15 protein-coding genes and 2 pseudogenes are annotated in these 17,650 nt (G+C 72.2%); 9 read left to right on the forward strand and 8 right to left on the reverse strand.

Annotated elements, in window-relative coordinates; translation table 11 throughout:
- Positions 1-140: 140 nt before the first annotated feature.
- Positions 141-1,835: a glucose-6-phosphate isomerase gene (gene pgi, locus ACUKCB_RS09400; protein ID WP_473040136.1), complete on the reverse strand. Its 1,695-nt coding sequence runs from the start codon at positions 1,833-1,835 to the stop codon at positions 141-143.
- A gap of 265 nt (positions 1,836-2,100) precedes the next feature.
- Here pgi and ACUKCB_RS09405 point away from each other — a divergent pair, with 265 nt between their 5' ends.
- Positions 2,101-2,412: a hypothetical protein gene (locus ACUKCB_RS09405; RefSeq protein WP_473040137.1), complete on the forward strand. Its 312-nt coding sequence runs from the start codon at positions 2,101-2,103 to the stop codon at positions 2,410-2,412.
- A 30-nt stretch (positions 2,413-2,442) separates the two neighbouring features.
- Here the strand turns inward: ACUKCB_RS09405 and ACUKCB_RS09410 are convergent, their stop codons facing one another.
- Positions 2,443-3,168, reverse strand: a complete 726-nt coding sequence (locus tag ACUKCB_RS09410; protein ID WP_473040138.1) for a FadR/GntR family transcriptional regulator — start codon at positions 3,166-3,168, stop codon at positions 2,443-2,445.
- Positions 3,169-3,322: 154 nt separating this feature from the next.
- On the opposite strand from ACUKCB_RS09410, the gene ACUKCB_RS09415 reads away from it, so the two are divergent.
- The 4 genes from ACUKCB_RS09415 to ACUKCB_RS09430 all read left to right on the forward strand — a co-directional run bounded on the left by ACUKCB_RS09415 (position 3,323) and on the right by ACUKCB_RS09430 (position 7,501).
- Positions 3,323-4,063: a (Fe-S)-binding protein gene (locus ACUKCB_RS09415; RefSeq protein WP_452544175.1), complete on the forward strand. Its 741-nt coding sequence runs from the start codon at positions 3,323-3,325 to the stop codon at positions 4,061-4,063.
- The gene (locus ACUKCB_RS09420) at positions 4,060-5,484 is read left to right on the forward strand and encodes a lactate utilization protein B (protein ID WP_473040139.1); all 1,425 of its coding nucleotides are present in this window, start codon (positions 4,060-4,062) and stop codon (positions 5,482-5,484) included. The genes ACUKCB_RS09415 and ACUKCB_RS09420 overlap by 4 nt, the downstream gene beginning before the upstream one ends.
- Positions 5,481-6,125, forward strand: coding sequence for a LutC/YkgG family protein (locus tag ACUKCB_RS09425; RefSeq protein ID WP_473040140.1), 645 nt, complete (start codon positions 5,481-5,483; stop codon positions 6,123-6,125). Before ACUKCB_RS09420 ends, ACUKCB_RS09425 begins: the two co-directional genes overlap by 4 nt.
- Before the next feature lie 179 nt (positions 6,126-6,304).
- The gene (locus tag ACUKCB_RS09430; RefSeq protein ID WP_473040141.1) at positions 6,305-7,501 is read left to right on the forward strand and encodes an alpha/beta hydrolase family protein; all 1,197 of its coding nucleotides are present in this window, start codon (positions 6,305-6,307) and stop codon (positions 7,499-7,501) included.
- A gap of 59 nt (positions 7,502-7,560) precedes the next feature.
- Here the strand turns inward: ACUKCB_RS09430 and ACUKCB_RS09435 are convergent, their stop codons facing one another.
- Entirely contained in the window at positions 7,561-9,111 is a 1,551-nt protein-coding gene (locus ACUKCB_RS09435) for a cytochrome P450 family protein (RefSeq protein ID WP_473040142.1), read from the reverse strand.
- Positions 9,112-9,368: 257 nt separating this feature from the next.
- Here ACUKCB_RS09435 and ACUKCB_RS09440 point away from each other — a divergent pair, with 257 nt between their 5' ends.
- Both ACUKCB_RS09440 and ACUKCB_RS09445 read left to right on the forward strand, forming a co-directional pair.
- Positions 9,369-10,649, forward strand: coding sequence for a DUF2786 domain-containing protein (locus ACUKCB_RS09440; RefSeq protein ID WP_473040143.1), 1,281 nt, complete (start codon positions 9,369-9,371; stop codon positions 10,647-10,649).
- 77 nt (positions 10,650-10,726) lie between these two features.
- Positions 10,727-10,993 (forward strand): annotated as a pseudogene (locus tag ACUKCB_RS09445) (RNA ligase family protein); the annotation flags it as partial.
- Between the two features lie 46 nt (positions 10,994-11,039).
- On the opposite strand, the pseudogene ACUKCB_RS09450 reads toward ACUKCB_RS09445, so the two are convergent.
- Positions 11,040-12,238 (reverse strand): annotated as a pseudogene (locus ACUKCB_RS09450) (RNA-guided endonuclease InsQ/TnpB family protein).
- Positions 12,239-12,300: 62 nt separating this feature from the next.
- On the opposite strand from ACUKCB_RS09450, the gene ACUKCB_RS09455 reads away from it, so the two are divergent.
- A complete protein-coding gene (locus tag ACUKCB_RS09455) occupies positions 12,301-12,468 on the forward strand; it encodes a type II toxin-antitoxin system Phd/YefM family antitoxin (RefSeq protein ID WP_473040144.1) in 168 nt (55 codons plus the stop codon).
- 225 nt (positions 12,469-12,693) lie between these two features.
- Here the strand turns inward: ACUKCB_RS09455 and ACUKCB_RS09460 are convergent, their stop codons facing one another.
- On the reverse strand, positions 12,694-13,122 hold the full coding sequence (locus ACUKCB_RS09460; RefSeq protein WP_473040145.1) for a pyridoxamine 5'-phosphate oxidase family protein: 429 nt from the start codon (positions 13,120-13,122) through the stop codon (positions 12,694-12,696).
- Between the two features lie 332 nt (positions 13,123-13,454).
- On the opposite strand from ACUKCB_RS09460, the gene ACUKCB_RS09465 reads away from it, so the two are divergent.
- Positions 13,455-14,750, forward strand: a complete 1,296-nt coding sequence (locus ACUKCB_RS09465) for an MFS transporter (RefSeq protein WP_473040146.1) — start codon at positions 13,455-13,457, stop codon at positions 14,748-14,750.
- Positions 14,751-14,864: 114 nt separating this feature from the next.
- Here ACUKCB_RS09465 and ACUKCB_RS09470 read toward each other — a convergent pair whose 3' ends face one another.
- The 3 genes from ACUKCB_RS09470 to fxsA form a co-directional block, all read right to left on the reverse strand.
- Complete coding sequence (locus ACUKCB_RS09470; RefSeq protein WP_473040147.1) at positions 14,865-15,422, reverse strand: hypothetical protein; 558 nt, start codon at positions 15,420-15,422, stop codon at positions 14,865-14,867.
- A gap of 2 nt (positions 15,423-15,424) precedes the next feature.
- Complete coding sequence (locus tag ACUKCB_RS09475) at positions 15,425-17,113, reverse strand: nSTAND1 domain-containing NTPase (RefSeq protein ID WP_473040148.1); 1,689 nt, start codon at positions 17,111-17,113, stop codon at positions 15,425-15,427.
- Between the two features lie 218 nt (positions 17,114-17,331).
- On the reverse strand, positions 17,332-17,505 hold the full coding sequence (gene fxsA / locus ACUKCB_RS09480; protein WP_473040149.1) for an FxSxx-COOH cyclophane-containing RiPP peptide: 174 nt from the start codon (positions 17,503-17,505) through the stop codon (positions 17,332-17,334).
- Positions 17,506-17,650 lie beyond the last annotated feature (145 nt).

Raw genomic sequence — 17,650 nt, forward strand, 5'->3', positions numbered from 1 at the left:
TCGGAAACACCGCAGAGGCCACATGCGGTCAGCCCCCGGCCCCTTCTCCGGAAGGGGGCGGTTTTCTGTTCGGTTTTCCCGTCCCGCCCGGAACAGGCGCCCCGGGCGGGACGGCCGATCCACTGCGGGGCCGGGCCCCGTCAGCGACCGCGCAGCGTACGGTAGCGGCGTACCAGGCCGCCGGTGGAGGGGTCCAGCCCGGGAACCTCGGCGCCCTCGGTCAGGGCGGGCTCCAGCCGCTTGGCCAGGACCTTGCCGAGCTGTACGCCCCACTGGTCGAAGGAGTTGATGTTCCACACCGCGCCCTGGACGAAAACCTTGTGCTCGTAGAGGGCGACGAGCTGGCCGAGCACCGAGGGGTCGAGCCGCTCGGCCAGGACCGTGGTGGTGGGCCGGTTCCCCGGGAAGGTCCGGTGCGGGACCAGGTCGGCGGGCACCCCCTCCGCGGCGACCTCGGCGGAGGTGCGGCCGAAGGCCAGCGCCTGCCCCTGGGCGAACAGGTTGGCCATCAACAGGTCGTGCTGGGGGACCAGGCCCGGGTTCAGGTCCGGTGCGGGGTTCGCGAAGCCGATCAGGTCGGCGGGGACGAACCTGGTGCCCTGGTGCAGCAGCTGGAAGTAGGCGTGCTGGCCGTTGGTCCCGGGGGTGCCCCACACCACCGGCCCGGTCTGCCAGTTGACGGGACGGCCGTCACGCTGGACCGACTTGCCGTTGGACTCCATGTCGAGCTGCTGGAGGTAGGCGGGGAACTTCGACATGTGGTGGCTGTAGGGCAGCACGGCGTGCGACTGCGCGTCGAAGAAGCCGCCGTACCAGACGCCGAGCAGACCGAGCAGGAACGGCAGGTTGCGTTCGGGCGGGGCCGTGGCGAAGTGGGTGTCCATGAGGTGGAAGCCCGCCAGCATCTCCCGGAACCGTTCCGGGCCCAGGGCCACCATGAGGGACAGGCCGATGGCCGAGTCGTAGGAGTAGCGGCCGCCCACCCAGTCCCAGAACTCGAACATGTTGGCGGTGTCGATGCCGAACTCGACGACCTTCTCGGCGTTGGTGGAGACCGCGACGAAGTGCTCGGCGACCGCGTCGGAACCCGCGCCCAGCCCGGCCAGGAGCCAGTCCCGGGCAGCCGAGGCGTTGGTGATGGTCTCGACGGTGGTGAAGGTCTTGGAGGCGACCACGAACAGGGTGCGCTCGGGGTCGGCGTCGACCAGGGCCTCGTTCAGGTCGGTGCCGTCGACGTTGGAGACGAAGCGGAACTCCAACCCGCGGTCGGTGTAGGGGCGCAGCGCCTCGTAGGCCATGGCCGGGCCCAGGTCCGAACCGCCGATACCGATATTGACCACCCTGGTCACGGGTTTGCCGGTGTGGCCCAGCCAGGCGCGGGAGCGGACGCGCTCGGCGAAGGCGCCCATCCGCTCCAGGACCCGGTGCACCTCGGGAACCACGTCGTGCCCGTCCGCCCTGACCACCTCGCCGTGCGGGGCGCGCAGGGCGGTGTGCAGGACGGCCCGGTCCTCGGTGAGGTTGATGCGGTCCCCGCGCAGCATGGCGTCGCGCAGCGAGGCGACCCCCGTGGCCGCGGCCAGGTCGTTGAGCAGGCCCAGCGTCTCGTCGGTGACGAGGTTCTTGGAGTAGTCGACGTGCAGGCCGCCGACGTCGAGCGTGTAGCGGTCGGCGCGCGCGGGGTCGTCGGCGAACAGGTCGCGCAGGTGGGTCGAGCCGAAGCGGTCACGGTGTTCGGCGAGTCCGGACCACTCCTCTCGCCGGTCCAGGGGGGTGGTCACGCCGGACCGGTTCCCGGTGTCCTCGGTCCGAGGGAGGGGTGTACTCGCAGACATCCGGTCGCTCCTCGTCATCCATCGTCTCAGTGGTGCCCGCGGCGCGCGGGTGCTCGGTCCGCGCGACGTGTGCGCCGTGTGCAGCTGTACCCCTTACCCTCCCACGAAAGCCGCCAACCACGGGCCCTTCCGTGCACGTCAGAGCGCCGGGAGGTGAAGGTGCCGCCGGGCTGGCGCCCCTCGCACCCCGCGCCCGTCCTACTGGCGCCTGACGCCCCGACCAGGCATGATCGGAAGCAGGGGAACCGAGGCGAGGGGGCCGCCGGTGACGGAATCCGCAGACTTCGACCGCGACGCGACGGACATCGACGACGTGGACGCCGAGATGGACGTGGGTGCCCCGGACCAGGACACCGCCGTGGCGGAGTACCTGGAGGAGCACCCGGACGACTACCGGATCGAGGAGATCGAGGACCACGAGGCGCTCGGTATCGACGCCGAACTCGGCCAGGAGGACCCGGAACAGGCGCCCGGGCCGGAGGAGGCCCGGGCACCCGCTCCGGGACGGGGCGAACTGTCCCGGTTGCTCAGGGCCGAGGAGTTCGCCGAGAGGGTGGACCGTCGGCGCGGTCCCTGAACCCTCGTGCACCGGGCGCCCGGGTCCCGCTCACCGGGGGCGGTCCCGCTCCGCGGGCTCTGGCCCGGGCCGGGTCTGGGCACCGAGCCAGCGCTCCACCCGCAGCACGTGGGCGGCCGCGGCCGCCCTGGCCGCCTCGGGGTCGCGGGCCAGGAGGGCCTCGTGGATGCGCCGGTGGTCCTCGTGCAGGGCGGCGGTGAAACCGGCCTCGTCGTGTCCGGCCCAGACCCGCTCGTTGAAAGTGCGCGAGGACAGTCCGGCGTGGACCGCGGAGAGCGTGGCGTTGCCGGCGCAGGCCACGATGGCCTGGTGGAACCCGAGGTCGGCGGCCCCGTGTTCGGCGGGTTCGCCGGGATCCGCCCCGTCCTCCATCCGGTCGAGCAGGGCACCGATGCGTTCCAGGTCCTCGGGGGCGGCCCGGGCGGCGGCGATGGCGGTGGCCGCCGGTTCGATCATCCGCCGAACCTGGAGGACCTCCAGCAGGGTCTCGTCCCGGGAGACCTCGGCCAGGACCGAGAAGGCCTCCAACAGGTCGGCCGGGCGCAGCGCGGTGACGTAGACGCCCGCCCCGTGGCGGGCCTCCAGCACCCCGAGGGTGGTCAGGGAACGGATCGCCTCGCGCACGGACCCCCGGGAGACCCCCAACCGGGTGGAGAGTTCACGTTCGGTGGGAAGCCGCTGCCCTGGTCCTACCTCTCCGTCGGAGATCATGGCCTTGATCTGCTCGACGGTCCGCTGGGCAACCGGGGTTCGCACGCCGTCAACCACCTTTGTTTCCTGGATTTTTACCGGTCATGCAGGGATTCTACCCGCTCGCACCGGCCGGGCCCCGCTTGCCTCCACCCCAGCGACCGTGCAAAAGTGGTCGGACCACTTGGCCTGTGTTGAGCCGGGGGCACGAAGGAGGCACATGCGGATCGCGCTGTTCATCACCTGCGTCAACGACACACTCTTCCCCGACACCGGGCGTGCGGTGGTGCGGCTCCTGGAGCGGCTGGGCCACGAGGTGGTCTTCCCCGCCGAGCAGACCTGCTGCGGCCAGATGCACTACAACACGGGCTACCGGCGCCCCGCGGCCAAGCTCGCGGTGCGCTTCGTCAAAACCTTCGACAACGCCGACGCCGTCGTGGTCCCCTCCGCCTCGTGCGCCGCGATGGTGCGCGACAACTACCCGAGGCTGGGCGCGACGGGTAGCCGGCTCTCCCGCAAGATGGCCGACCTGGGCCCACGGGTGTACGACCTCACCGAGTTCCTCGTGGACGTGCTGAAGGTGACCGACGTGGGCGCCTACTTCCCGCACAAGGTCGTCTACCACCCCACCTGCCACGGGCTGCGCTTCCTCGGCCTGGGGGACCGCCCCTACCAGCTGCTGCGCGCCGTCCGCGGCCTGGAACTGCTCGAACTGCCCGGCGCCACCGAGTGCTGCGGGTTCGGCGGCACGTTCTCGGTCAAGAACGGCGACGTCTCCGCGGCGATGGGCTTCGACAAGGCCCGCCACGTGACCGGGACCGGAGCCGAGGTCCTGTGCGCGGTGGACAACTCCTGCCTGATGCACATCGGCGGCACCCTGTCCCGCCAGCGCTCCGGCATCCGGATCGCGCACATCGCCGAGATCCTGGCCAGCACCGAGAAGGAGTACGCGCACACATGAGCGCCACGTTCCTGGGCCTTCCGCCCTTTCCCGAAGCCGCCCGTGAAGCGGTCGGCGACTCGCAGACCCGGCACAACCTGCACAAGGCCACCCACACCATCCGGGGCAAACGGGACGCCGTGGTCGATGAGCTGGGCGACGACTGGCAGCGCCTGCGCTCAGCGGGCGAGCAGGTCAAAACCCACACGTTGCGCCACCTGGACCACTACCTGGAACAACTGGAGGAGTCGGTCCGGCGGGCGGGCGGCACGGTCCACTGGGCCGCCGACGCGGCCGAGGCCAACGAGATCGTCACCCGCCTGGTGCGCGAGACCGGCGAGCAGGAGGTGGTCAAGGTCAAGTCGATGGCCACCCAGGAGATCGAGCTGAACAACGCGCTCGAAGCCGCCGGGATCACCGCCTACGAGACCGACCTGGCCGAGCTGATCGTCCAACTGGGCGAGGACCTGCCCTCCCACATCCTGGTACCCGCCATCCACCTGGCCCGCTCCCAGATCCGCGAGATCTTCCTGGACCAGATGTCGGAGTGGGGGGTGCCTGCCCCGCCGGGGCTCACCGACGACCCCAAGGCACTGGCCGAGGCGGCCCGCGTCCACCTGCGTGAACTGTTCCTGCGCGCCAAGGTGGCGGTCTCGGGGGCCAACTTCGCGGTGGCCGACTCCGGAACGCTCGTGGTCCTGGAGTCCGAGGGCAACGGACGCATGTGCCTGACCCTGCCCGAAACGCTCATCTCGGTGGTGGGCATCGAGAAGATCGTGCCCACGTGGTCCGACCTCGAAGTGTTCATGCAGCTACTGCCGCGGTCCTCGACCGGTGAGCGGATGAACCCGTACACGTCCACCTGGACCGGGGTGACCCCGGGGGACGGGCCGCAGAACTTCCACCTCGTCCTGCTCGACAACGGCCGCACCGACGTGCTCGCCGACACCGTGGGCCGCCAGGCGCTGCGCTGCATCCGCTGCTCGGCCTGCCTGAACATCTGCCCCGTCTACGAGCGCACCGGCGGCCACGCCTACGGCTCGGTCTACCCGGGGCCGATCGGCGCGATCCTCACACCCCAACTCCAGGGCATGTCCTCGGAGGCGGACCGGGCACTGCCGTACGCGTCCTCACTGTGCGGAGCCTGCTACGACGTCTGCCCGGTCGCCATCGACATCCCCGAGGTCCTGGTCCACCTGCGCGAGCAGGTCGTCTCAGCACCCGGGCACCTGGGCGAGAAGGCCATGATGGCCGGGGCCGACGCGGTGTTCGACTCGCCGAAGGCGCTCGACGCCGTGCAGCGCGCGGCCGGGCTGGTGGGCGGGAACATACCCCGGCACCTGCCCGGCATGGCCGGGAAGTGGACCGATACCCGGGACGTACCCGACGTCCCCGGGGAGTCCTTCCGCCGGTGGTGGAACGAGCGCGAGGAGGAGCGTTGAGCGGATCACGCGAACGGGTCCTGGCCCGGGTGCGAGCGGCACTGGCCGACGTACCCGACAACGAGCCGGTGGAGCGGCCCGTGGAGCACGGCCACGACGAGCACCACTTCACGGGGCAGACCCTGGACGTGCTGGTGGACCGGCTGCTGGACTACAAGGCGCTGGTGGAGCGGGTGAGCGCCGCCGACCTGCCCGGTCGGATCGCCGCGGCGCTGGAACGGCGCGGCGCCGCCCGGGTGGCGGTGCCCTCGGGCGCGCCCGAAGAGTGGTTCGCCGACGTCACCGCGCGGCGAATCGCCGACTTCCCCGAGGCCCCGCTGTCGGTGGCCGAACTCGACGCCTGTGACGGGGTGGTGACGGGGTGCGCGGTCGCGATCGCCGAGACCGGCACCATCGTCCTGGACGCCGGGCCCGACCAGGGCCGCCGGGCGGTCACGCTGGTCCCCGACTACCACCTGTGCGTGGTACGCGCCGACCAGGTGGTGGACGGGGTGCCCCGGGCCGTGCGGCTGCTGGACCCCGTGCGCCCGCTCACCTGGATCAGCGGCCCCTCGGCCACCAGCGACATCGAACTCAACCGGGTGGAGGGCGTACACGGCCCCCGCACCCTGGAGGTACTGATCGTGGAACCGTCCGCCTGAGAGGCCCGGGGCCGCCCAGAGGGGTGGAGGCACAGGTGGGGCGGGCCCGGGTGGTACCTGCCCCACCGTCCGGGTCGGGGCTGCCCGCAGCGGGACCGACGGTGTACACCCTCGCCCCGGCCAGGCCCGGATACCTAGCGTTTCGGGGAAGGCAGCACGACCACGACAGGAAGGCCCCCATGCGCCACCCCGCCCACCAGGGACCACCCGCCCCCTCCGGGCCAGGACGCACCACCGCCCTGGCCCTGACCTGTGCACTGACCCTGGGCACCGCTCTGGCCGGTGCCCCGGCCGCCGCCGGAACCGCCGGGAGCCCCCCTCCGACGGCGACACTGCCCGAACCCACCGGCCCCTCCTCGGTCGGCACCACCGACCTGCACCTGGTCGACACCGACCGCGAGGACCTCTGGTTCGGCGGCGACCGGGAGCTGATGGTGACCCTGTGGTACCCGGCCCGCGGCGAGGTCGGACGCCCCTCCCCCTACATGACCGGGGCCGAGTCCGAGGCGGTCCTGGCCCAGCCGGGATACGACCACCTGCCCGCCGACACCCTGACCCGGGTGGGCACCAACGCCCGCGCGAACGTCCCGCCCGCCCGCACCGGCGGAGGTCTGCCGCTGGTGATGCTCTCCCCCGGCGCGGGCGTGTCCCGGACCATGATGTCCTCGCTCGGCGAGGAGCTGGCCAGCCACGGTTTCGCGGTGGCCGGGGTCGACCACCGCCACGAGGCCGCCCCGGTGGAGTTCCCCGACGGGCTCGTGACGGAGTGCGGGGGCTGCGCGACCGGGCGGTGGGAGGACGGCGCCGTCAACCGGGCCGAGGACGTGGCCTTCCTCCTGGACGAGCTGGAACGGGGCGGAGCCTGGCGGTGGTCCCACCTGGTCGACACCGACCGCACCGGGATGGTCGGCCACTCCTGGGGCGGGGCCGCCACCGCCCAGACCCTGCTCACCGAGGACCGGGTGCGCGCCGGGCTGAACCTGGACGGCCCCTACTACCCGGCACAGCTCCAAGGTGAGATCGACCGGCCGCTGGCACTGCTCGCCAACGACCAGGCCCGGCCCTGGGAGGGCTGGGACGAGCGCTGGGCGGGCCTGACCGGCCGGCGCCAGTGGATCCGGATCACCGGCTCCGGCCACTCCACCGGCCTGGACCGGGGTGTGCTCATGGAACAGCTCGGGCTGCGGGACACGCTGACGCCGCAGCAGTGGCGGGCACAGTTCGGCGACCTTCCGGTCGAACGCGGTGTGCACCTGGTCCGGACCTACGCCGCCGCCTACTTCGACCACCACCTGCGCGGCGGTGGGCAGCCGATCCTGGAGGACCCGGCCGGCGTCCACCCCGAGCTGGTCGTGGTGGACCCCGAGACCGGTTGAGGTTACGGAATCGGCCCCCGTGCCGTCCGGTGCCCGTGCAACCCGGCCCCGTACCGCGTTCAGCCCCGGGGACTCCCGGCCCCGGGGCGCCAGGCCTGCAGAAGCCGCTCCAGGGGATCGGGTGTGTGCTCCTCCTGCGCGAACGGCGCCTGGTAGCGCGCACCGGCGCCCCGGGGCGCGGCCCTGCGGGGCTTGGCGCCCGCGGCCCGCACGGGAGCGGCCCGTGCGGGCCGCTCCCCCCGCTCGTCCTCCTTGCCCAGGGGCGCCTGGTAACGGGCCCCCTGGGCGGCCGGCCTGCGCTTCCTGCGACGCACCCAACGCACGGGCGAACGCCCGGACTCGGGCTCGGGCTCGGGTTCCTCCCCGCGCTGGTCGCGCTCCCCCGTCGGGGTGAACCACACCGGCAGCTCCACCAGGCCGTGCACGGTCAGCGAGGTGCGCCAGCGCAGCTCCTCGGGCTCGACCGCCATGACCATGCCCCGCATACGGTCCACCGCGGTGTCGATGGCGGTGCGCACCAGCTCCCGGGCGAAGGCGGTGGCCGGACACCGGTGGGCGCCCGCGCCCCAGGACAGATGGGAGCGGTTCCCGGCCAGCGCCATGGCATCGTCGGCACCCCTGGACACCGAGGGGTCGGTGTGCGCGGAGGCGAACCCGAAGAGCAAGGGCTCACCCCGACCGATCCGCGCCCCCGCGAACCTGAGGTCCATGGTCGGGTAGCGCCCCGCGAGCATCCGGATCGGCGGGGCCGTCCACATGACGTAGTCCACGAAGTCCTCCGGGGTGAGCGTCCCGCCGAGGTAGGCGGTCCACACGTTCGGATCCTCCAGGAGCGTGAGCAGGGAGTTACCGATGAGGTGGGTGGTGGGCTCGTGCCCGGTCTCCCACAGCAGGGACAGCGCCTCGACCGCCTCCTCGTCGGTGAGCCCGTGCGGGTGCCCCAGGACCAGACTGGCGACGTCCTGGCCGGGTTCGGCGCGTTTACGGGCCACCAGCCCCCGGAAGTAGGAGCGCAGGGCCGGGGCCGCAGCTTCGGCCCGTTCCGGGTCGCCGCTCCACAGCCGGTCTGTGAGGTCGGCCAGCAGATGACCGTAGGGGTCGGACAGGCCGAAGAGCTCGTTGAGGACGAGCGCCGTCAGCGGGGCGGCGTACCCACCGATGAGGTCGGCGCTGCCCCGCGCCTCGACCCTGCCGATCAGGTGCACGGCGGCGCGCTCCACGACCGGAACCAACTGCGGGGTGCCCACCGAGGCCAACGCCTCCACCAGCGGAAGGCGCAGACGCTGGTGTTCGTCGCCGTCCCGGGCCAGCGCCCCGCTGCGGACGGGCGGAACACCGCCGGGAGCCCACCGGCGCGCATCCGCGGAGAAATGGGTCTGGTCCCGCAGCACCTGCAGGTTCTCCTGGTAACCGAGCAGGAGCCACCCGGGTACGCCGGGGCTGATCTCCACCGGGGCCAGGCCGCCGTACCGGGAGCGCAACCGGTCCCAGGCGGGCCCGTCCGCCCGGTGCAGGGGGAGGGCGCCCTCCCCGGTGAGGGGGCAGCGCGCGACTCTCCCCTCACCGCCGTGGGCGGCGTCGCCGCCCGTGGACCCGGTTCCCTGGCTCATGGAGACTCCCTCGGTGGCTGCGGTTGGGGGCGAGGCTATGTCCCCGATGTTTCCGGGGTGCTTCCGCGAGGAAAGGGCCACCTTTCGGTGCCGGGCACCGGAACCCACCACGGGGCGAGTCGGGACAAGACGGGAACCATCCCTTCCGGACACGACCGTCGCCCGGGCCACCGCCCCGACCGGCCGTACCGGGGCCGGTAGGGTGGCCTGTCGGCCCCACGAGGGCCGACAGTCCCCTTCGACCAGGGAGAACCACCGTGGGCAGGAAAGACCGCAGACGCGGCGACGTACGGGCGGAGGCCGCCTGGGCCGGTCCCGATCCCTCGGACACACCCGTGGAGGTGGTCACCGGCGCCGTCGACGCCCTCGTACGCGGACAGGAGGGCCACGGCGTGGACCTGGCCGCCGCCCGGCTGGCCGACGTGGAGGATCCCGCCTGGGCGGAGTCGGCGAGCCGCACGCTCCTGGACACCCTCCTGTTCGCGGTGGCCGACGCCTGGGCACGCGGCTGGCAGCCCGCGGAAACGGTCCGGCACGTCACCCGCGAGTCCGGCCCCCTGGCCGCCGCCGTGTGCGCCGACGCCGTCACCGCCGACCTGCAACGTCACTCCGGGGCCACGGTGGACCCCCGCTGGGCCGAACAGGTGCGCGCCCTGGGCGCCACCGCCCCTGCATCGGGGGACCAGCACCTGGCCCGGCTGGGCTCCGAACACGGGCTGCTGCGTTTCGAGGCGGTCGAGGTGGTGCTCCGGCTCCTGGCGGTACTGCGCGTCCTGCCCCCGATGCGCCGCCTGGGACCCCCGCCCGGCACCTTCCGCCCCGGGGGCCGCACCGCCGCGCCGGTGGACCGGGGCCGCCTGCAGCGGGTGCGCGCGCTCCTGGCCAAGGCCGAGTCCACCGAGTTCCCGCTGGAGGCCGAGGCGCTGACCGCCCGCGCCCAGGAGATGATGGCCCGGCACAGCATCGACCTCGCCCTGGTGACGGAGGACCCCGAGGAGCCCGAGGCCGCCGCGGCCCGCAGGCTCCCGGTGGACTCCCCCTACGAGGAGCACCGGGCGGTACTGCTGAACGAGGTCGCCGAGGCCAACCACTGCCGGGCCGTGTGGCACCGGGAGCTGGGGTTGAGCACCGTGATGGGTTTCCCCGGCGACGTGGAGGCCGTGGACCTGCTGTACACCTCGCTGCTGGTGCAGGCCGAAGCGGCGATGCGGGTGAGCGGATCGGCCCGGGACCGCTCCGGGCGCGGAGCGAAGAAGGACTTCCGGGCCTCGTTCATGTCCGCGTTCGCGGTCCGGGTCGGCGAGCGGCTGACCGAGTCGGCCCGCGCCGCCGAGGAGGCGGTCACCGCCGAGACCGGCACCGACCTGGTCCCGGTGTTCGCCGCCCGGGAGAAGGCGGTGCAGGCAGCGGTGGACGAGGCGTTCGGCGCCCTGACCACGTCCCGGGTGCGCGGACCCGCCGACGCCGAGGGCTGGCACGAGGGCCGCGCCGCCGCCGACGCCGCCTCCCTGGGCACCCGCGACCGACTGGCCCGATGAGACCGCCCCGCTCCGGGTCCTCCCCGGGCGGGGAAAACGGGTGGCCCCCGAGGCCCGGTGCTGTGTAGAACCGACACATGCTGCACAAGTACCCGCGGACCCGGCACATCCGGGGCTCACGGCTCCAACCCGGTGACCACGACCTGTCGGCCGCGCCGTTCGGGCGCCTGGCCGGACGGCACCTGGTCGTGGAGGAGAAGCTCGACGGGGCCAACGCGGGGATCAGCTTCGGCCCCGGCGGTGAACTACGGCTCCAGAGCCGGGGCCACTACCTGGCCGGCGGCCCCAGGGAACGGCAGTTCGCACCGCTGAAGGCCTGGGCGGCGGCGGTCGCACCGGCCCTTTGACGCCCTCCCCGCCGTGAACGACGGGGATTCCTCCTGCGCAGCTCTACACTGCGCTCCGGTGGGTTCCTGCTTCGCTGGCAACCGCCGGGCCGAGGTCCGGTCCTACGTCGCCTCCACGGGCGTTTAGCCTCTCCGCCCGTCCGGCGGCGAGGATGTTCTTCGCGGCGTTGACGTCGCGGTCGTGAGTGACACCGCAATCACACGTCCAAGTGCGAACGCTCAGTGGCATGCTGTCGGCGATCGCTCCACACGCAGAGCAAAGCCTGCTACTGGGGAACCAACGATCGACCTTGACGAAGGTGCGCCCGTACCGGACGGCCTTGTACCCCAGCATGTTGACGAACGCGGACCATCCCGCGTCGTGCACCGACTTCGCGAGGCGTGTCCTGCCGAGTCCGTTCACCGCCAAGTTCTCCACGTGCACCGCTTGGTTCTCGCGGATCAACATGGTGGACAGCTTGTGGTGAAAGTCCCGGCGCGCATCCGCCGTGCGAGCGTGGGCCCGTGCGACCTCGACGATAGCTTTCTTGCGGTTGTTCGACCCCTTGACCTTGCGGGACAGGGCGCGTTGGGCCTTCTTCAGCTTCCTCTCGGCGCGGCGTAGGAAGCGGGGATTGGTGACCTTCGTGCCGTCCGAGAGCACGGCGAAGTGGGACAGGCCAAGGTCGATGCCGACCTCGGTGTGGTCTCGGGCAGCACCTCGGAGGCGTCCGTTTCGACCACGAACGACGCGAAGTAGCGCCCGGCCGCGTCCTTGATCACCGCCACTGACGAAGGCGTGGAGGGCAGGTCACGCGACCATTCGACCTTGACCCCGCCGACCTTCGGAAGGCGCAGCTTGCCACCCGGGGTGATCGACCACCGGTCCGAGCGGGTATAGCGGGCGGTGTGCCGGTTGTCCTTACGGGACTTAAAGCGGGGCTCCCCCACCTTGGGCCCCTTGCGCTTGCCCGACAGGGAGTCGAAGAAGTTCCGGTACGCCCGGTCCTGATCACGGAGCGCTTGTTGGAGTACCCCGACGGGGGCGTTGGCCAGCCATCTCCGCTCAGGGGTCTTCTTCGCCTGGGTGATGAGCTGCTTGCACAGGTCACCGGACGTGGGGAAGGGCTGCCCGGCTTCGTGTGCGTCCTTGCGGGCGCGAAGGGCGTCGTTGTAGACGACCCGCGCGCATCCGAAGGTACGGGCGAGAGCCTGCTTTTGGCCGGGGGCGGGGTAAAGCCGGTACTGGTAACGGAACTGCACCCGACCCCCTTCTGTGCGATCTGTACAGAACTCACAGTACAGCAGTTCTGTACACTCCGGGTATGGAAACCGTGAACGTCGAAGAGGCCCGTAGGAACTTCGCCGAACTCCTCAACGAGGTGCGCTACCAGGGGAAGGAGGTGATCTTGACTCGGCACGGCAAGCCCGTCGCGAAGCTGGCTCCGGTCACTCAGGAAGACCTCCACGAGCGCGATTCAGCCCCGATCTGAAGGACGGGGCACCCTCACACGGCACCGGTGGCGCTGCGCACCTCGCGGTGACAGCTGGTTCCTGTTTCATCGGCCGGTGCCGGAAAAGCGAGTTCACCGGTCTTACCTGGCCTCAGCGGGCATTTCATGTCTCCGCCTGCCCGGCGGTGGAACGGCTCCTTCGGCGCTGGGAGTGCCCGGACCCCACCGAGGCCCACCTGCTGCACCGGGAGGACACCGGCGGGCTCAGCCCCGGCTCGGGGTGGTCTCGGGGGCGCTCCCGGCCATCAGCCAGCGGGTGACGCCGACCTCCAGGAGGGAGCGCCGCGGGTCGGAACCGTAGGGGGTGCGCGGGTCCCAGGCGTAGCGGTCACCGAAGGCGGCGAGCACGTCGGTGGGGAAACCGTCGTGGACGGTCGCCAGCCCCTGGGCGACGACAGGGGCGTCGCCGTCCTCCAGAGCCAGGCTCACCCGGGGGTCGCAAAGCGCGTTGCGGACCTTGACGGAGGCGGTGGACGCCCCGATCCACCAGCGTTCGCGCAGGTGGACGAACCACACCGGGACCACGTGGGGCGAGCCGTCGGCGCGCAGCGTGCACAGCCACACGTTGCGGTCCAGGGCCAGGCGCGGGCGTACCGTCTCGGGGGCGGACAGGAAGTCCTGTGTACCGTTCACCGTTTTCCTCGATTCGTGGTGTGCGTCGGTGTGCGCACCCGGGGAGTATGCACCCTCAACCGTGGTTGAGATCAACCGGAAGGGCACGGAAAAAGGAACCGGCCCTCTTTGCCACGGTTCACGCCTTTTGCCCCGACACCCACCCCGAACGCCGACGGACGGCGGGAACGGTTTTCCGGTTAGCATGATCCGGGCCCTTCCCCACCAGGTCGGCCGCACCGGACGGAACAGCGCGACCCCTGCACCACAGGGACCGCAGAATTCGGACCTGTCACCCCGACATCCCTTCCGGAGCTTTCAGCACCTACCGATTTCCACCTGCATTGAGAACGATGTCCAAAACGGATGCACTTGTTGGGGGGACCTGTCCGGCCCGGTACGCCAACCGCTGGCGCACCCACTTCGCACTGCTGTGGAGCAGCGTGGCGCTGGCCGGCCTCGGAAGCATGACCTTCGGCCTGGCGATCCCCCTCCTGGCCCTGGCCCACACCGGCTCCCCCGTCCTGGCCGGATGGATCGCGGCCGCGGGCATGGTGCCCCGCACCCTCCTGTACATCCCGGTCGGCCTCGTGGTGGACCGCCACGACCCCCGCACCGTCATGGCCCTCGGCCTGACCGCCCGCATCGCCTGCGTGGCCCTGTTGGTCACCCCGGTACTGCTGTTCGACGCCCCCGTGGCCCTGCTCGCGGTGGCCGCGGCCCTGCACGGGGTGTGCGGCACCCTGCACACCACCGCCGGAACGGCCGCCGTCCCCCTCCTGGTCCCGCGTGCGGAACTGGCCGGGGCCGCCGCCAAGAACGAGGCCCGCAACGACGCCACCCAGATGCTCGGACGCCCGCTCGGCGGGGCCCTGTACGGCCTCGCACACGGACTGCCCGCGCTCTTCGACACCCTCGTCTGCGCCCTGGCGCTGTGGGCCGCACTGCTCCTGCCCCGGCTGCGCCCCGCCCCACCGCCCCGCCGGACCTCCCGACGCCCTCTCCTCCGGGAGCTCGCCGGCGGCTTCCACCTCCTGCGCGGGGACCGCTTCCTCCTGGGATCACTGCTCGTGTGCACGGCCACCAACGCCCTGTTCCAGGTGGTCTGGCTCGTCATCATGCTGACGGCCACCGACGAGGACCTGTCCGCCTTCCTGCTGGGGCTGGTGCTGGCCGCCACCGGCGCGGGAGGGCTGCTCGGCGCGGTCCTGGCCCCACTCCTGGTACGCAGGCTGTCCCCCACCCTGATGGTGGCGCTGTGCCTGTGGTCCTGGCTGGCCCTGACCGTGCTGCTCGCCGTCGCAGAGCGGGCCGGGGCCTCCTGGCTGCTGGCGGCTCTCCCCCTCGTCTGGTGCGGGATCGGCTTCGTCGGGGCGCACATGAACGTCACCGTGACGACCTACCACACCAGCCGCGTCCCCCCGGAACTCCTGGGCCGCCTCACCGGCACCGTCCGCTTCCTCGGCGGCGCCGCCCTGCCCGTGGGAGCGCTGTGCGGGGGCTACGCGCTCGAATCCCTGGGAATCCACAGCACGGTGCTGCTGGTGACCGGGGCCACCGGGATCCTCACCCTCGGCTTCACCTGCTTGTTGGCGAGGAAGACCGAGCGTGCACACCCGGGAGGAATCGCCTTGCCCGCTGAAACATGAGCGGCCGCGGCGGGCGCCTACCTGCAAGCCCATGGCTTCAACCACGGGTAGTTGACCGCGAGCCTTCTCCCAGCTGCCCCGCCCCGGCGGCGTCCCCGGTCAGGGCGTCCCCGGTCAGGGCGCCCCCAGAGCCGCCCCCGGGGCCGCCTCCGCCACGACCGCCTCGGACAGCACCCTCAACCCCGCCGTCAGGTTCCGGTGCACCTGGTCGGCCCCGCCACGGCCTGCCCGCGCCTGGACGTGGCTGAACACCCGGTCCACCGCCTCACGCAACTCGTCGGCCGGGCCCTGGCGGTCCGCGGGCAGGACGTCCCGCATCCGCTCGACAGCCACCACCGCCTCATACAGGTGCGTGCGCGCCTGACGGACCTGCTCGGGCAGGTCGTCGTCGCCCTGCTTGGGCGGTCCGTGCGCACGCAACTGGGCGATGTGCCGCATGCTGATGTCGAGTTGGAGGACGGCGCGCCGCACCTCCTCCAGCCGGGTACGCACCTCCCCCGCCCGGGCGCGCAACCGCTCGCGCTCACGCCACTCCCGCTCCCGTTTCAGCGCGTGCTCGGCCCGCCAGCGCTCGACCGCCTCGGCCCGGTACGCCGCCAGGGCCGTGGCCCCCAGGGTGCTGACCGCCGTCACGATGCCGGTGATCAGGGCCACCAGGACAGTACTGTCCACGTTCAGGCCCTCCTTCCGTCGACTCGCCCGTCCCGTTCCGACCGGATCTCCCCGCAGGTCCGCCGCGCCTCGGTGACCCCGCCCCCGCCCACGAGGGCCTCCTCCAGCACGTCCAGGGCCGACTGCGCCTGCCCGGCGAGCCAGAGCACCTGACCGATCCCCGCCCGCAGGCTGGGATCGGCGTGCACCCTCCCCTCAGCTGCGGACAACCCCGACAACCCCGCCGAACGCTCACCGGCCAGCAACCGGTTGCGCGCCTCCGCCACCAACAGCCGGGAGACCGCCGCCCCGTCACCGGCCGCCTCCCGTTCCCGCGCCGCGTCCGCGTAGTGTTCGGCGGCGGCCAGGTGCTCGCCGCGTTCGAAGGCCAGATCACCCAGGAGCGCGGTGAGCAGGGCCCGCGGCTGCGGTCCGGGGTCGGCGCGCAGGGCCTGCCGTGCGTGCTCGGCCGCCAGCTCCGCCTCGCCCCGGGTGTGCGCGGCCCGGGCAGCCCCCAGGCGGCCCCACCCGCTCCACGGGGGCGGGCCGGGCGCGTGGGACGACGGGGCCGGCGCCATCAGGGGGCGGGCCAGCCTCGGGTGCCGCAGGAGGTAGGCGGAGCCGTCCCGGTTCGTGGTGACCAGGTGACGGTCCTCCAGAGCGTGCACGACCCCGGGGGTGAGCACCCCGTCCGGATCGTCGCAGGCCGAGCGGCCCACACCCCGCTCCCCGGCGGCCACCACCCGGCGCAGCCAGGCGTGCGGGACGTCGGGCGGCACCAGGTGCTCGGCGGCGACCTCCGCCAGGACCCCGGCCAGGCACCCGGCCAGGGCCCGGTCGACCTCGGTACCGGAGGCCGGGACCAGGCCGGCGCCCTCCCGGTCCGCCTCCTGCCACAGGGTCGCCCCCAGGAGTTGCAGCAGGGCGGGGTCGACGGCGTCGGAGCACAAGCGGGGCCGACCGCGCGGGTCACGGACCGTGCGGGCCTCCCGGACCAGGCGGCCGGGCTCCTCCGGACCGGCACGGGAGCCGACCAGGGCCAAGGAGCGCTCGACCGCGTCGACGGCGGTGCCGGGAGCGAACGGCCCCAACCCGACCTCCGCGTGGTCGACCTCGCGTTTGTCCACCAGACGTCGTAGCTCGTCGAGGTGGCCCGTGCGCACGGTCAGCAGCAGGTGCAGGTCCGCCCGTTCCTCCACCGCGGCGAACAGTTCGTCCAGGAAGTCCCTGCGCCACTGTTCGGGCGCGGCCGAACGGCGCAGCAGGAGTTCGGTCTGGTCCAGGACCGCGAACAGGGGGCGGGCGAGCCCGTGCCGGTCGGTGCTCTCATGGGTGCGCAGGAAATCACCGATCGAGGTGCCGGGGGTATGGGTGGGGAACTCCGCCGGGCCCCAGAGTGCCAACAGGGCCCGGGTGTAGGGGTTGTGCCCGGGCAGGACCGCGCTGGGGAAAGCCGGGTCGAAGCGGAGCTCCCCCGACCCCAGGGCCGTGTCGCCGCGGTCGGTGAGGGCGGGGACGGCCCCGGCGCACACCAGAGAGGTCTTACCGACCCCGTTGGCCCCGTGGAGCACGGTGAGCCGGTGACGGCTCCAGGAACGCACCAGTTCCTCCGTCTCCTCCTCGCGCCCCAGGAAGAAACGGCGGTCCCGGGCAAGGAAAGGCCGGGCCCCGACGAACGGGCCGTGCGCGCGCCCGATGGCGGCTCGTGTCATGAAGCAGCTCCCGGCCAGCGGAAATGGGGACTGTTCTGGCGCGAAACAGCGCTGTCCATGGTGCCACGAATCAGGCCCCCCTTTCGAGCCCCGGCGACATTCCTGTGTCCTTTTCGCAGCACCGCACCGGGAACCCCCACCGCGGCGGCGGAAGGCACGGAACACACCACACCAACGGCCCGAACCGGCCCGGTTCCCGAAGCTCCGAAACCGCTTTCCTACTCCGGGTCGTTCACGAAACCGGCCACCGCCTCGGCGCCCGCCTCACGGGGGTCGAGCACCGTACGCAGCGCCTCCGCGATCGCCGAAGCGCCGATCCCGTCGAGGTCACGCAGCGACAGACCCCCCACGTCCACCAGCGCGGACCCCCCGGCGAAACCGTGCTCTCCCATCAGCTTCCCTCCATGCGTCCACCTTTTGACAGCCAACCGTGAAAGGACGGTGAGCACCGCCCTTTCCCAAGAACCGTTTTTGTTTTTGTCGTACGAAGTTCCTACCACACACCTGTCGCTCCCTAACCTCTTCGCCTACGCTGAT

This window comes from Nocardiopsis moroccensis (genome assembly GCF_055763695.1).